Consider the following 13,257-nt stretch of genomic DNA (forward strand, 5'->3'; position numbering starts at 1 on the left):
CAATACCGGGCATCTAATCCTTCAAATCTTACCAAGCGACGGGTCTGGGGTACAGCCCCGCCATCCGTGAGATAAGACCTTGCCAGAATGCGGGAGCACGCCCTGCTGGGCTAACAAGTGCTCCGCGCGAAAAGCTGTTATTACGCGCGTCCGGCGGTGATGCGGACTACATTCGACAGGCTCGGCAGGATTTGGTTGGGACTACTAGACATTTTGTACCTCCTTTCTTTACGTTCGACATAACCGTTGTTCGCGCGGCCCAGCACCTTAGGGCTGCTTGAACAGGGCTGTAGCACTCGCTACTGGTCTGTAAAGTTAAAAGCCCACCGGATGGTTCAAAATAAAAACCCTACTATTTTACCCCCTGAAGCTACTGCCCTGAGCATCAGCACGTTTTTTTCAGAAAAAAGATGTCTTTCTTTTTGCTATCGTCTGATTGGTAAGCTGGCGTTATGTTTGCATCCTAAGCATGGTACTCTGGCGCGGTCTGTTTGCACTCAATTGCTTTGATCGTTTCATGGTTTTCCTCTATCTTTTTTCCCCGAACCCACCACTCTCTATTATCACCATGAAAAAGATGTTGTTTCTCTGCCTGGCAATGCTGCTGGGTTTCACTACGCTTGCTACGGCCCAAAGCCTCTCGCCATTGGGCATATGGACAAACTCCGAGAAAAAGGCCACGTTTGAAATTTACAAGTGCGATGGCAATAAGCTATGCGGCAAAATTGTGTCGTTGACCGTACCCAACGACCCTAAAACCGGCAAGCCCAAAACCGATACTGTAAACCCCGACCCTAAGCTGCGTAGCCGCCCCCGCCTGGGCATGGTGTTCATGCAGGGCTTTGAGTACGACTCCGATAATAAGTGGGACGATGGCAAAATCTACGACCCCGAAAGCGGCAAAACGTATTCCTGCTACATCAAAATGCTGAACGCAAATACCATGGAAGTGAAGGGCTACATCGGCTTTTCGCTGATTGGCCGCTCCCAGACCTGGACGCGGGTGAAGTAACCGACGAACTTATTTAGCAGGCAGCGGCGTTTCCAGCGGAACGCCGCTGTTTTTGCTTATATTCAACCGGTTACCGCCCTGGCGTAGCTACACTCTCTTTTCTTACGTAACCAGTTTGTTTCCCTGCGCCTATGCCCATCCTTCCCCGCCCCATTGCCAGTGCCGTTCCTATGTTTTCTATCTGGCTGCTCTGCCTGGGCATGTTGCTACCACTGATGGGTCAGGCGCAGGCACTGTCGCCGGTGGGGATGTGGGAAGACGACTCGGGGGAGGCCCGCGTGGAAGTGAGCGTGCGCGACGGTGAGCTGACGGGCCGCCTGATTTGGATGCATCACGCCATTGACCCCAAAACCGGCCAGCCCCACCTCGATGGGCGCAACCCCAACCCCACGCTGCGCACCCGTCCGCTTCAAAACTTGGTGGTGCTGTACAAAATGCGCTATAACCCCGACTCGGGCCGCTGGGAAGACGGCGAAATCTACGATCCGCACAGCGGCCACTACTATTCCTGCTACCTGCACATGGAGTCGCGCGACCGGCTGGAGGTGAAGGGCTATATCGGTTTTTCGCTGCTGGGCCGCTCCCACTATTGGCACCGCCTGAAACCCGGCACGGCGCTGTAATTGCGCAGCCTTCCGACGCCCCTACCCGGAAACTATTTGCAAGGTCGAGTGTTCTTTTGAAACTCCGAACTTGCTTTCCTTCCACCCTTGCGTCGTTTTTTCAAACAGCTTTTTGGTTCTACTGCTGCTGCCTGTCAGGCCGAGTGGCAGCCGTTGGTGCGTACCAATGTGCAGCAGCAAGCCTACGCCCGCTGGGTGGAGCAACGGGTGTACCTGAACTGGATGGGGCCATTTTTCAAGGCCTATCACTTTCAGAAAACCAACGTGCGCGGCCGGGGGCTGCGCGTGCAATTGTTGAGTGAGGGTGGCCGGCAGGGGGCTCTATTTTTCTATGATCCCAGCATTGGATCTAATTTTCAGCACCTGTTCGACTTCATTCGCGACCGGGTGCTGGCGCTGGGCTACCACCTCTCTACCTCTGACCGGCGCCGCCTACCCCACCCCGAGTACACCGAAACCATTGAGAAGCACTTTCTGAAGCCCACGCCCGGCGACTGCCCCGATACGGGCCGCTGCAACCAGCGCTTCGGCAACGTGACGGTGGACCTGGTTCGCATCAACGACCAGCCAGGCTTTATACGGTTTGTGAGCAACCCCTACCACGATACCATCTTTGCCCCGGCGCATACCTTCGATGAGCTGCTGGATGCCGTGTTTAACCTACCCGCAGCCAGTGCAACTGAGCAGGCGTGCGCCCAGCAGTTTCTTAAATAGCACCAGCATCTGGCCTATTATGATTTGCCGCGCCGAAGCAGTATCTTTTCAAGGAAAAATATCCTTGTCTTAAGATGGTGCTATGGCTTGTTTTCTACGCTTGTTAGGGAGTGGTGGGCTGCTTATGCTGTTGCTGCTGCTGAGCTTTTCAGCAAGGGCCACGCACATTGTGGGAGGAGAGATGGACCTGCAATATGTATCGGGCAACAATTACCAGCTGACGCTCACGCTCTATTTCGACGCCATCAACGGCAGCCCTGGCGCACTGGATAACGACCTGACGGCTGGTATTTTCGACAAAGCCACCAATGGGTCGATGCAGAATGTGGTGCTGCCGCTGGTGGAGAATACGTACGTGGCCTACACCAACCCGGCCTGTACGTCGCCCTCGCTTAGCACACGCAAGCTGGTGTATCGTAGTGTGGTGCAGCTTTCGCCCAACGTGTATACCGGCGCCCAGGGCTACTATGTAGCCGTGGAGCGGTGCTGCCGCAACAACGGCATCAGCAACATTGTGAGGCCGGGCGAGTCGGGCCAGACGTTTTACCTGGAGTTTCCGGCGGTGCTGCGCAACGGCCAGCCCTTCCGCGACTCCACGCCCCGCATTTTTCCGCCTCTGAGCGACTATGCGTGCTTGGGCGAGTTGTTTTACTACGACTTTGGCGGCCAGGACCCCGATGGCGATTCGCTGGTGTATGAGCTGGCCACGCCGCTCAACGGCTACTCCTCTACGCGCGTACCCAAGCCGGCCACGGCTACTTCAGCGCCCTACCCCACCATCAGCTGGGGTCCAGGCCGCAGCGAGCAAAGCCAGATACCGGGCGCGCCTACCCTCACCATCAACCGGCGCACGGGGCGGTTAGAGGTGCGTCCTACCCAGCTGGGGTTGTTTGTATTTGGTATCAAATGCTCGGAGTACCGCAACAAGGTGAAGATTGGCGAGACGCGGCGCGACTTTCAGTTGAAGGTGATTACGTGCCCTACCAATGCCGACCCGACGATTACCGCGCAGGCCCAACTTGGCAACGCTACCTACCTGCCCGGCCGCGACACCATCCGGCTGGTGCCGGGCGGCAACCCTTGCGTGCGCCTGCGCTTCACCGACGCGGATAATGCCTCGGCGCTGTCGCTTTCCTTGCAGCCCGTCAACTTCACGGGACCCCTACCCAGCATATCACTCCTACAAGGCATGGTGCGCGCCACTGGCATGCCCGACACCCTCATTTCGCAGTTGTGCTTTCCTACCTGCTTCGACACAAAGGGCCAGGTGTATTACCTGAACGTGATTGTAGCCGACAACGGCTGTAGTCTGCCCAAGCGCGATACAGTGCAACTGGCTATTCTGGCCCAGCCCGCGCCTACCCATACGCCCGAGTTAACTTCGGTGCCTACCTTGATGCAGGACAACAACACGCCCCTGGTGATACGCGTAGCCCCCGGCAGTGTGTATGAGGCAAACCTCACGGCCACCGACGCCGACAACGACCCCCTGACCCTTACGGCAGCCGGCACTGGCTTCGATATGGCAGCGGCCGGCATGAGTTTCGTGCCGACGAATGGTAAGGGGCGGGCTACAGGCGTGTTTCGGTGGGAGGCGTCTTGCTCGGCGGCGCTCCTGCAACAGATGGAGGTCACCTTTCGGGTGCAGGAAAGCACGTGCTACCCGCAGCCCCAGGTGCAGGTGGTGCGCTTTGAAGTAGTCAGCCCCGACACCCTGGCGTTTCTGCCGCCCAATATCATCACGCCCGGCAACCACGACGGCAAAAACGACGAATTCACCCTACCTACTCTCCCACCTGACTTCTGCGACAACCGCTTTGCTAACATCAAGATTTTCTCGCGTTGGGGCAACGAGGTATACAGCTCCGCCGACCGCAACTTCCGCTGGGACGGCGGCGGCCGCCCCGCCGGCGTGTATTTCTACCTGATTGAGTACACCAACAAGCGCCGCTTCAAAGGCATGCTGACGCTGGCGCCTGCCTATCAGTAGCGAGGCTTTGATAATCTACTAGCAAAATCCCCGATCGTGCAGCACGATCGGGGATTTTGTTTATTAACTCACTTCTATCACTTACTCTAAGGCTTAGCCGGTGGGGCCGAGCGGTAGGCGGGTTCTTTCGCTTTCTTCTCGGCCAAGGTCTTCTTGGCTTTCTCGAAGTCGCCGGCTTCCACGAATACCAGTTTGTTGTAGTCGAGGTATTTCTTCACGGCGGCATTCACCTGCTCGGGCGTGAGGGCGGCTACTTTCTTCTCGAAGTCGGCGTCCCAGGCCAGGGTGCGGTTCAGGTCGAGGTAGGAGTTCAGGCGGCCGGCCAGGGCATCGTCCTGGGCCCGCGATACGGAGCGGCTTTGCAACCAGCCACTCTTGGCCGCTTTAATTTCGTCGGCCGAAAAGCCAGTTTTCGACATCGTAGCAAATTCCTCCTGAATGGCTTTTTCCAAACGCTCGTTGTTTTCGGGGTTGTAGATGGCGTACACCATGTAGGAGGCCAGCTTGTCGCGCGAGTCGGCACTCACCTGCGAGCCGATACCGTAGCTGATGCCTTCTTTCTGCCGCACCCGCGTAGCTAGGCGCGAGTTCAGGAAGCCGCCCCCGAACAGGTAGTTGCCCAATACCAGCGCGGGGTAGTCGGGGTCGTCGTCGCGCATGGGTAGGTTGAAGCCGGCCACGTACACGGCGTTGGCCTTATCGTTGGCCTGCACCGACTGTTTGCCGGCCTTCACATCCTGGTAGTTGCGCACGATGCGGGCGTAGGGCTTGTTGGCTTTCCACTTGCCCAGGTCGGTTTTCACCAGCTTCTGCACGGCTGCTTCGTCGGTGGCGCCTACTACGGCCACGGTGGCGTTTTCGGCGCCGTAGAAGTCTTTGTAGAATTGGCGTACGTCGTTTACCGTCGTGGCTTTCAGTGCGTCAATCTCTTCGTCAAAGGTCATCACGTACAGCGGGTGGCCCTTGGGGTAGGGATTCAGCACGCGCTGGCTCGTGTTGAACGCAATGGCATCTGGCTCCTGTTTCTGCGACTCCAGCGAAACCAGTCGCTCCTGCTTCAGCTTATTAAACTCCGCCTCCGGAAACGTCGGATTCTTCAGGTAATCGGTTACAATCTTCATCACGGCCGGCAGGTTTTCCTTCGAAGCTTCCACCACCACCCCGGCCGACTGGCTGCCGCCGTACACGTAGGCGCGGGCTTTCAACTTGTCCAGTTCGTCGCGGATTTGCTGATAGGAGCGGGTTTTGGTGCCGCGCTCCAGCATGGAGGCCGTGAGGCTGGCTAGGCCGGGTTTGTTGGCCAAGCTCTTTTCGTCGCCGTAGCGCAGGGTGAGCTGCACGTTCACGCTGTTACCGCGGGTGCTTTTGGGCAATACGGCGTATTTGGTGCCTTTGCCCTCCTCGCCGCGCTTGGTGCGGGCCTCAATGTTGGCAGGCGAGGCATCGAAGGCTTCGCCGGCGGCTACGGCTTTCTCGCCCTTGTAGTCCTTCACCAGCGCCAGCACGTTGGGCGTTTCCGGGATGTCGGAGCGGTCGGGTTTCTGCTCGGGGATGAAAGTGCCGACGGTGCGGTTCGAGGGTTTCAGGTAGGCGTTGGCAACGCGCTGCACATCGGCGGGCTTCACCTTCCGGATGTTGTCGCGGTAGAGGAACACCAGGCGCCAGTCGCCGGCCGCAATCCACTCGCTTAGGTCCAGCCCTACCCGGTCCGTGTTCTTAAACAGCAACTCAATGCCCGTGAGTAGCTTGGTTTTGGCGCGGTCTACCTCCTCGGCCGTGGGCTCTTTAGCAGAGGCCATATCCAGGGTGTGCAGCATGGTAGTGCGGGCCGAGTCCAGGGACTGTTCCTTTCGCACTTCGGTGTAGAAGAAGGCAAAGCCGGGGTCATGCAGAGCGGGCGTCCAGCCGTAGGTATAGGCAGCTTTCTTGCTGTCGATGAGCGCTTTATACAACCGGCCCGATGGCTCGTTGGTCAGCACGTCCATCAGCACGTCGAGGGTAGCATAATCGGGGTGGGCGCCGGCAGGGGTGTGGTAGGCTACGGCCACGCTCTGCGCGTCGCCCACGCGGCGCAGGGTCACGCTTCGCTCGCCGTCCTGGGTAGGCTCGGTGGTGTAGGCCTGGGGTAGCTGCCGGGTAGGCTTCTGAATGGGGCTGAAATACTTATCCACCAAAGCCAGCGTCTTGGCCTCGTCCATCTTGCCGGCTACCACCAGCACGGCATTGTCGGGCTGATAGTATTTCTGGTAGAACGCCTTCAGGTTGTTAATCGGCACGCGCTCAATATCTTCCTTCGAGCCGATGGTGGACTTACCGTAGTTGTGCCATATATAAGCCGACGACAGCACGCGCTCCATCAGCACCCGGCTCGGCGAGTTTTCGCCCATTTCAAACTCGTTGCGCACCACCGAAAATTCCGTGGCCAGGTCCTTCGCATCGATGAAGCTGTTCACCATACGGTCGGCTTCCAAGTCGAGGGCCCAGTTCAGATTTTCGTCGGTAGCCGAGAAGGTTTCGAAGTAGTTGGTGCGGTCGTACCAGGTAGTGCCGTTGGGGCGGGCGCCGTGCTCGGTCAGCTCCTGCGGGATATTTTTGTGCTTGGCAGAGCCCTTGAAGGCCATGTGCTCCAAGAGGTGCGCCATACCCGTTTCGCCGTAGCCCTCGTGCCGCGAGCCTACTAGGTAGGTGATGTTGACGGTGGTAGTCGGCTTGGAGTTGTCGGGAAACAACAGCACGCGCAGGCCATTTTTCAGCTGATACTCCGTGATGCCTTCCACCGATGCTACGCGGGTGAGGCCTTCGGGCAGCTTGCTTTGCGCCGCCGATGGCAACGCAGTTGGTAGGAGCGCAGCCACCAGGGGCCACAGTCGGATAAAAGAACCAAAACACCGCATAAGATAGTAGTTATGTGAGTAGGTTAATACGCTGCATACTACTTACTATCTATCTAGAAACAAACACTATACGGCAATATTCATATACTATTTGAAACAGTCTATTTCTTCCGCAACACAGTGTCTTTTTCGCCACTAATCAGGCACGCCACCTACTCACACAAGCGCTTTGCGCAGAAAGTAGCGAGTGAAGCCGGTGGGGTAGTTTTCGAGTTGTCCGAACACGGTGTAGCCTTGCTTCAGGTAAAAGTCTTTGGCTTGAAACCCGAACGTATCGAGGTGGGCGTGTTGGCAACCGCGCTGCTTAGCGGCCTGCTCGGCCTCTTGCAGCAGGCGGGCACCTAGGTCTTGGCCGCGTAGCGCCTCCGGCACAAACAGCAGTTCTACAAACAGCCAATCGTAATAGGTGCGCCCCCACAAACCGCCGATGGTTGCGTCTTGCTCATCGAGGAGCAGCACAGCCAGCAGTTGCGATTCGCCAGGCACTTGCTGCCGGTTGTATTCCTGCAATCCTGCCAGAATTGGCTGGCGGGTGGCGAGGTCAGGATCAGTAGTCAGGAGCAGGCGTGGTGGCATGGAAGCGTGTTATAACTAGTTACCACAGGACTTCCGAACGGAGTCGTGTACTAAGAAAGGGCCTTAAGTTAGATGAACGAATCGTTGTTACGTCGGTCGTTCATCTAACTTAAGGCCCTTCGCGTTGCTCAGGATGACAAATAACTAATTTCAGCCTAATACAAGAATAGGAACGCACAGAATAACAGCACCCACAGCCCATCCACAAAGTGCCAGTACGTGCTCATGAGCTTGAGCTGCAAGCGGCGGTACGGGTCGCGGATAAACAGCAGCGTGCGGATACTGTCGCGGGAAGCGTGCTGGGCGCGCAGGAACAGCAACATCAGGAAGAGCACGCCACCCAACAGGTGCATGACGTGAATAGCGGAGATGAGGTAGACGTAGGTACCGCTGGGCTTGTCTCTGAAGAAGACGCCCTGCACCTGCAAATCATGCCAGCCCAGCGCCTGCAAGCCGGCAAAGGCCAGGCCTAACAGCAGCGTAGCCCCAAGGCAGCGCGCCAGATTCGTAACGTCGTCTTCGCGGTAGAGGCGTTGGGCCTGGCTGAGCGTGTAGCTGCTGGCCAGCAATACCACCGTACTGATGGAAAAGTAACGCGGAAACGGGTGTAGCCCCGCCGGCACCCCGCTGGTGTAGCGCGTGTGCGCGTAGGCCGATATCAGCACCACAAACAAAACCAGGCTACCCACCAGCCCCAGGTAGAGCAGCAGCAGCGACAGGGGCACCCGGGCGGGACGGGTGGAGGGGGTAGGGCGATTGGCCCCGATTCGTCCCTGGCGTTCTTTACCGAAATCAGAATTCATTACAGAGCAGACGTAGCAGCATACGGTTGGGCAAGTTATTTCAGGGACCTTTAGTTCCGTGGCAAACCCATTGAGCCTTTTGCCAATATAAACAAAACCACCACGGATTACCGCTTGTTTTCGTCGGCTTAGCTGCGAAAGAACGACCCGATTTTGCCCAGCACCGCGTGAAAGGTGATACTCGGGCGTTTCCCTTGCCCAAACGTAACGTAGGTTTTGCCGCTCACGCGCAGTTCCAGCACCAGTCCCAGCCGTTTGGCCAGCTCATGCAGCTGCTGCAAGGGGTCGGGTTTGGGGCCGGGGGCGCGCGGGGGGGCGTTGGGGTCTTTGGGTGGTCCGCTGGTGAGCTTGTCGAGGACGCGCTGGCTGGGCACGTTCAGGATGAGGTAGGTGCCGGAGGCTGCCAGTTGCAGCTCGTCGCCCTCTATCGTAACGGTCAGGCGGGCGTCTAGTTCGAGGCCGCTAGCCAAGGGACGAGGGCGTGGAGCCGGGGGTAGGATTTTCGCCGCGCGTGCGGATGCGCAACGAGCCATTGATGCGCCAGGTGGCGGGTGCGCCGGTAGGGTTTTGTGGGTTCGGCACCTGCACTTCTATTTGATCGAAAGCGCAGGACAGCTCGACCCCGCCCGAGAGCTTAGATAATACGGAAGCAGCCATATCGGCCCAATTGGTGGTAGGAGCGGCAGAATCAGCCATATAGATTTTGGTAAGAAATTTGGGTAGAAGCGTATTCGAGACACGTTGGCTGTAAGCTACGGCCCTGCCCCGGCAAACGCAAAACACCCCACAGGGTTGTCCCAAGCGTAACTTTCGTCCCCCCGTCTCGCGTATGGAGCATAACAGATAGCCTCCTACCCATATTGTATTTTTCCTCCTTCTATGCCTTTCATTTTCACGCGTCCGGCCGCGCTGTTGGCACTCCTGCTTGGTGCCAGTGCCTTCGCCCCTACCCGCCCTCTTTTGGAAGGCCCTACCCCCTTCCGTCTCGCCGATAACGTCGAGCTGGTATATAACTTGTTGGATGCGAAGGGCAAGAAAACCGGCTATATCACCCAGCGTGTGGTGCTGCTCGGCTCTGAAACCAACAAAAAACAAACGCTAACTACCACTACCGCCCTACTGAAAAGCGGTACCTACGACGCCAAAAACCGCTTGGTGCGTTTGCAGGACCTCACCTATGCGGCGCACCGCGACACGTCCTTCACAGATGGCACGGCCGAACTGCCACCCGATGCGTTGCGCCGGTTTCGGGACCGTATCTACACCTATCAGCCTACTCGCTTGGCCTGGCCCGATAACCCTACCGTGGGCTCGCAACTGCCCGATGGCGGGATAATGGTGCAAGTCAGCAGTTCGGCGGTAGACATTGCCAAAGTACAGGCCATGCTCAAAAACCGGCGGGTTGTGGGCGGGCCCCAACCCGTGACCACGCCCGCCGGCACCTTTCAATGCTACAAGGTAGAAGCCGAGCGTGACCTGACCACACGGGCGCGTGCCGACATGGCCATTCGCAAAGTGGAGCGCGAAGTAACGTATTATGATCCGGCCGTGGGCATTGTACGCACCGAGTACTACGATCGGGATAAGCTGCGCGAAGTGAAGGAGTTGGCGAAGCGGTAGGCCAGCACCTGTGGCGCGCTGATGTGCGGTTTGTTTGCTATTTTGCAACAGTATGTCCTGATCGTCAGCCTTTCTCCTATACAATACCCGGGCTATGGCGGTGGCGGTTTCACCTTACTTTTCATCCCACTCCCGATGCGCTTTTTGCTTGTAGCTGCCTGTAGTTTGTCTTGCACCCTGGCCGTAGGGCAAGTCGATAAATCGTCTAAAACCGCCAAACCCAGCACGCACACAGCGCTGCTGGCTACCACACAAGCGCATACCTACGGCACGCCCGTGACGCCCGCCGGCGCCGTGCCAGTGCAGCAACTCAAAACCGTGCTGGCCGGCCGCGACTCGGCCCGCGTGAAGCTGGTAGGCCCCATTGCCGACGTGTGCAAGGCCGAGGGCTGCTGGCTAACCATGCAGCCCGCCCCCGGCCAGATGATGCGCGTGCGCTTCAAGGACCACGCCTTCCTTGTGCCCAAAGACATCAGCGGCAAAACGGCCGTGATAGAAGGCATAGTAGTGCACGAAACCGTATCGGTGGCCCAGCAGCGCCACTACGCTGAGGATGCTGGCAAATCGAAGCAGGAAATTGCGGCCATCACCACGCCCGTGGAGCAATACAACTTCATTGCCGACGGCGTGCGGGTGCAGTGAATGGTGAAATTGTGAGGTGGTGAAATGGTGAGTTTGCCGTTTTTGCGACGCAACTTGCAGTATCTGCGCGGCGAGAATTTCAAACTCACCCTCTCACCACTTCGCACTTTTCACTACTATGCCTAGTATTCAGGAACAGATAGCCACCCTCACGGCCCGCCTGCACCACCTTAATTATCAGTATTACCAGAACGACGTGTCGGAAGTGCCCGACCAGGAGTTCGACCAGATGCTGGCGGAGCTGGCAGCTCTGGAAAAAGCCTACCCCGAGCTGGCCCTACCCAACTCGCCTACCCAGCGCGTGGGCGGCACCATCACCAAGCAGTTTCCGACGGCCCTGCACCGCTACCCCATGCTCAGCCTGGGCAATACCTACTCGGAGGCTGATTTACGCGACTTCGACGAGCGGGTGCAGCGCGGCCTGGAAGGCGCCGAGTACGCCTATGTGTGCGAGCTGAAGTTCGACGGCGTGGCCATGAGCCTCACCTATAACAACGGTCAGTTGACGCAGGGCGTCACGCGCGGCGACGGCACCCGTGGCGACGTGGTGACCAGCAACGTGCGCACCATCAAAAACCTACCCTTGCACCTGCGCCACGCCGGCCCCACTCAGCCCGAGGAGTTTGAGGTGCGCGGCGAAATCTTTATGCCTCAGCCGGTTTTTGCGGAGTTGAACCAGGAGCGCGAAGCCAACGGCGAAGCCCTGCTGGCCAACCCGCGCAATGCCGCCAGCGGCGCCCTCAAGCTGCAAGACTCGGCGCTGGTGGCGGCGCGGCGGCTGCGCTTCTTCGCGTACAGCTACCTCAGCCAGGGCCGCGACTTCCCTACCCACAGCGCCGCCCTGGAAGCACTGCGCTCCTGGGGCCTGCCTGTGTCGGACACGTGGCGCAAGTGCCACTCGTTGGACGAGGTGCTGGAATTTATCCATCATTGGGACAAGCACCGCTTCACCCTCCCCGTGGCTACCGATGGCATTGTGGTGAAGATAGACGACCTGCGCCAGCAGGAGCTGCTGGGCTACACGGCCAAAAGCCCGCGCTGGGCCATTGCGTATAAATACCCCGCCGAGGCCGGCCGCACCCGCCTGCGCGAGATACAGTACCAGGTAGGCCGCACCGGCGCCGTGACACCAGTGGCCCTACTCGACCCCGTGCCGCTGGCTGGCACCATCGTGAAGCGCGCCTCGGTGCACAACGCCAACCAGATTGCTGCCCTCGACCTGCGCCTGGACGACACGGTATTTGTGGAGAAAGGCGGCGAAATCATTCCCAAGATTACCAGCGTCGACCTCACGGCCAGGCCCGCCGACAGCCAGCCCATTGTCTACCCCACGGAGTGCCCCGCCTGCGGTACGCCGCTTATTCGGCCCAAAGGCGAGGCGCATTTCCGCTGCCCCAACGACCGGGGCTGCCCGCCCCAGCTGAAAGCCAAGCTGGAACACTTCGTGTCGCGCAAAGCCTCAGATATCGATGGTTTGGGTGCCGAAACCGTGGGCCGATTCTTCGACCTGGGGTTGGTGACGGATGCTGCCAGCTTATACGAGTTACCTGGCAAGGCCGACGAACTCGCTCAGTTAGAGCGCATGGGCGAGAAATCAGTACAGCGCCTGATTGCGGGCCTGGAAGCAAGCAAGCAGGTGCCATTTGACCGGGTGCTGTTTGGCCTGGGCATTCGCTACGTAGGCGAAACGGTGGCCGAAAAGCTAGCCGCGCACTACCGCACGGTGGAGGCGCTAGGCGCGGCTACCGCCGAGGAGCTGGCCGCCGTGCCGGAGGTAGGCGGCGTCATTGCCGAATCGGTGGCGGCGTGGTTTCAGGAGCCGCAAAACCGCGAGATGGTGGAGCGGCTGCGGGCGGCAGGGGTACAGTTGGCCCTCACTGGCGAGGCGCCCAAGGCCCAGAGCGACCGGCTGGCCGGACAAACCTTCGTACTGTCGGGCGTGTTTGAGCAGCACAGCCGCGAGGAGCTGCAACAACTGATTCAGCAGCACGGCGGCAAGGTAACGGGCAGCATTAGCAAGAAGCTGAGCTACTTGGTGGCCGGCGACAAGATGGGTCCTGCCAAGCGCGAAAAAGCTACAGAATTGAAGGTGCCCATCATCTCCGAAACCGACCTACTGGCGATGCTCCCGGATGCCGCTACCCTCCCCGACTCCGAGGCCGAAGCCGCCGCCGATTCGGCGCTGGATGCCCTCGCTGCCCCGACCCTACCGCAGGGCGGCCAAGGGTCGTTGTTCTGATTGGCATAAGTGACGCGTCGCTATACAGCAGCTCTGTCACTAAATGTTGATCAGTATCACGTATAGCATTCTGAACCTTGTTGTTACTAAGTTTTCTTATAGAAGTTGATTTAGAAGTTGTTTGAGTTAGTTGTTGCACGATGT

Annotated in this window: 12 protein-coding genes; 7 read left to right on the top strand and 5 right to left on the bottom strand. The window is 58.6% G+C overall.

Annotated features, from left to right (window positions below; translation table 11 throughout):
• The first annotated feature begins 568 nt into the window (after positions 1 to 568).
• The 4 genes from KYK14_RS00805 (at position 569) to KYK14_RS00820 (ending at position 4,339) form a co-directional block, all read left to right on the top strand.
• Positions 569 to 1,012, top strand: coding sequence for a DUF2147 domain-containing protein (locus KYK14_RS00805; RefSeq protein ID WP_208306277.1), 444 nt, complete (start codon positions 569 to 571; stop codon positions 1,010 to 1,012).
• A 131-nt stretch (positions 1,013 to 1,143) separates the two neighbouring features.
• The gene (locus KYK14_RS00810) at positions 1,144 to 1,635 is read left to right on the top strand and encodes a DUF2147 domain-containing protein (RefSeq protein WP_185283544.1); all 492 of its coding nucleotides are present in this window, start codon (positions 1,144 to 1,146) and stop codon (positions 1,633 to 1,635) included.
• Between the two features lie 87 nt (positions 1,636 to 1,722).
• Positions 1,723 to 2,349 (top strand): hypothetical protein, encoded by a 627-nt coding sequence (locus tag KYK14_RS00815; protein ID WP_185283543.1) that lies wholly within the window; start codon positions 1,723 to 1,725, stop codon positions 2,347 to 2,349.
• Positions 2,350 to 2,431: 82 nt separating this feature from the next.
• Entirely contained in the window at positions 2,432 to 4,339 is a 1,908-nt protein-coding gene (locus KYK14_RS00820; protein ID WP_219156036.1) for a T9SS type B sorting domain-containing protein, read from the top strand.
• Between the two features lie 86 nt (positions 4,340 to 4,425).
• Here KYK14_RS00820 and KYK14_RS00825 read toward each other — a convergent pair whose 3' ends face one another.
• The 5 genes from KYK14_RS00825 to KYK14_RS00845 all read right to left on the bottom strand — a co-directional run bounded on the left by KYK14_RS00825 (position 4,426) and on the right by KYK14_RS00845 (position 9,308).
• Positions 4,426 to 7,233: a M16 family metallopeptidase gene (locus KYK14_RS00825; protein WP_219156034.1), complete on the bottom strand. Its 2,808-nt coding sequence runs from the start codon at positions 7,231 to 7,233 to the stop codon at positions 4,426 to 4,428.
• Positions 7,234 to 7,389: 156 nt separating this feature from the next.
• The gene (locus KYK14_RS00830; RefSeq protein WP_208306274.1) at positions 7,390 to 7,809 is read right to left on the bottom strand and encodes a GNAT family N-acetyltransferase; all 420 of its coding nucleotides are present in this window, start codon (positions 7,807 to 7,809) and stop codon (positions 7,390 to 7,392) included.
• 155 nt (positions 7,810 to 7,964) lie between these two features.
• Positions 7,965 to 8,612, bottom strand: coding sequence for a cytochrome c oxidase subunit 3 (locus KYK14_RS00835; RefSeq protein ID WP_185283539.1), 648 nt, complete (start codon positions 8,610 to 8,612; stop codon positions 7,965 to 7,967).
• Positions 8,613 to 8,740: 128 nt separating this feature from the next.
• Complete coding sequence (locus tag KYK14_RS00840; RefSeq protein ID WP_219156032.1) at positions 8,741 to 9,082, bottom strand: hypothetical protein; 342 nt, start codon at positions 9,080 to 9,082, stop codon at positions 8,741 to 8,743.
• Positions 9,075 to 9,308, bottom strand: a complete 234-nt coding sequence (locus KYK14_RS00845) for a hypothetical protein (RefSeq protein ID WP_185283537.1) — start codon at positions 9,306 to 9,308, stop codon at positions 9,075 to 9,077. Before KYK14_RS00845 ends, KYK14_RS00840 begins: the two co-directional genes overlap by 8 nt.
• Before the next feature lie 183 nt (positions 9,309 to 9,491).
• Here KYK14_RS00845 and KYK14_RS00850 point away from each other — a divergent pair, with 183 nt between their 5' ends.
• From KYK14_RS00850 to ligA, 3 genes are all read left to right on the top strand, one after another.
• Entirely contained in the window at positions 9,492 to 10,232 is a 741-nt protein-coding gene (locus tag KYK14_RS00850; RefSeq protein WP_219156030.1) for a TapB family protein, read from the top strand.
• Positions 10,233 to 10,397: 165 nt separating this feature from the next.
• Complete coding sequence (locus KYK14_RS00855) at positions 10,398 to 10,874, top strand: DUF4920 domain-containing protein (RefSeq protein ID WP_219156028.1); 477 nt, start codon at positions 10,398 to 10,400, stop codon at positions 10,872 to 10,874.
• A 118-nt stretch (positions 10,875 to 10,992) separates the two neighbouring features.
• On the top strand, positions 10,993 to 13,113 hold the full coding sequence (gene ligA / locus KYK14_RS00860; RefSeq protein ID WP_219156026.1) for an NAD-dependent DNA ligase LigA: 2,121 nt from the start codon (positions 10,993 to 10,995) through the stop codon (positions 13,111 to 13,113).
• Positions 13,114 to 13,257 lie beyond the last annotated feature (144 nt).

Source organism: Hymenobacter profundi, from assembly GCF_019334315.1.
Taxonomy (GTDB): Bacteria; Bacteroidota; Bacteroidia; order Cytophagales; family Hymenobacteraceae; genus Hymenobacter; species Hymenobacter profundi.

Excerpts from the sequence above, each read along its gene's own strand:
- KYK14_RS00805 (WP_208306277.1), top strand. The coding sequence starts at position 569 with ATGAAAAAGATGTTGTTTCTCTGCCTGGCAATGCTGCTGGGTTTCACT.
- KYK14_RS00825 (WP_219156034.1), bottom strand. The coding sequence starts at position 7,233 with ATGCGGTGTTTTGGTTCTTTTATCCGACTGTGGCCCCTGGTGGCTGCG.
- KYK14_RS00850 (WP_219156030.1), top strand. The coding sequence starts at position 9,492 with ATGCCTTTCATTTTCACGCGTCCGGCCGCGCTGTTGGCACTCCTGCTT.
- KYK14_RS00810 (WP_185283544.1), top strand. The coding sequence starts at position 1,144 with ATGCCCATCCTTCCCCGCCCCATTGCCAGTGCCGTTCCTATGTTTTCT.
- KYK14_RS00835 (WP_185283539.1), bottom strand. The coding sequence starts at position 8,612 with ATGAATTCTGATTTCGGTAAAGAACGCCAGGGACGAATCGGGGCCAAT.
- KYK14_RS00820 (WP_219156036.1), top strand. The coding sequence starts at position 2,432 with ATGGCTTGTTTTCTACGCTTGTTAGGGAGTGGTGGGCTGCTTATGCTG.
- KYK14_RS00845 (WP_185283537.1), bottom strand. The coding sequence starts at position 9,308 with ATGGCTGATTCTGCCGCTCCTACCACCAATTGGGCCGATATGGCTGCT.
- ligA (WP_219156026.1), top strand. The coding sequence starts at position 10,993 with ATGCCTAGTATTCAGGAACAGATAGCCACCCTCACGGCCCGCCTGCAC.
- KYK14_RS00830 (WP_208306274.1), bottom strand. The coding sequence starts at position 7,809 with ATGCCACCACGCCTGCTCCTGACTACTGATCCTGACCTCGCCACCCGC.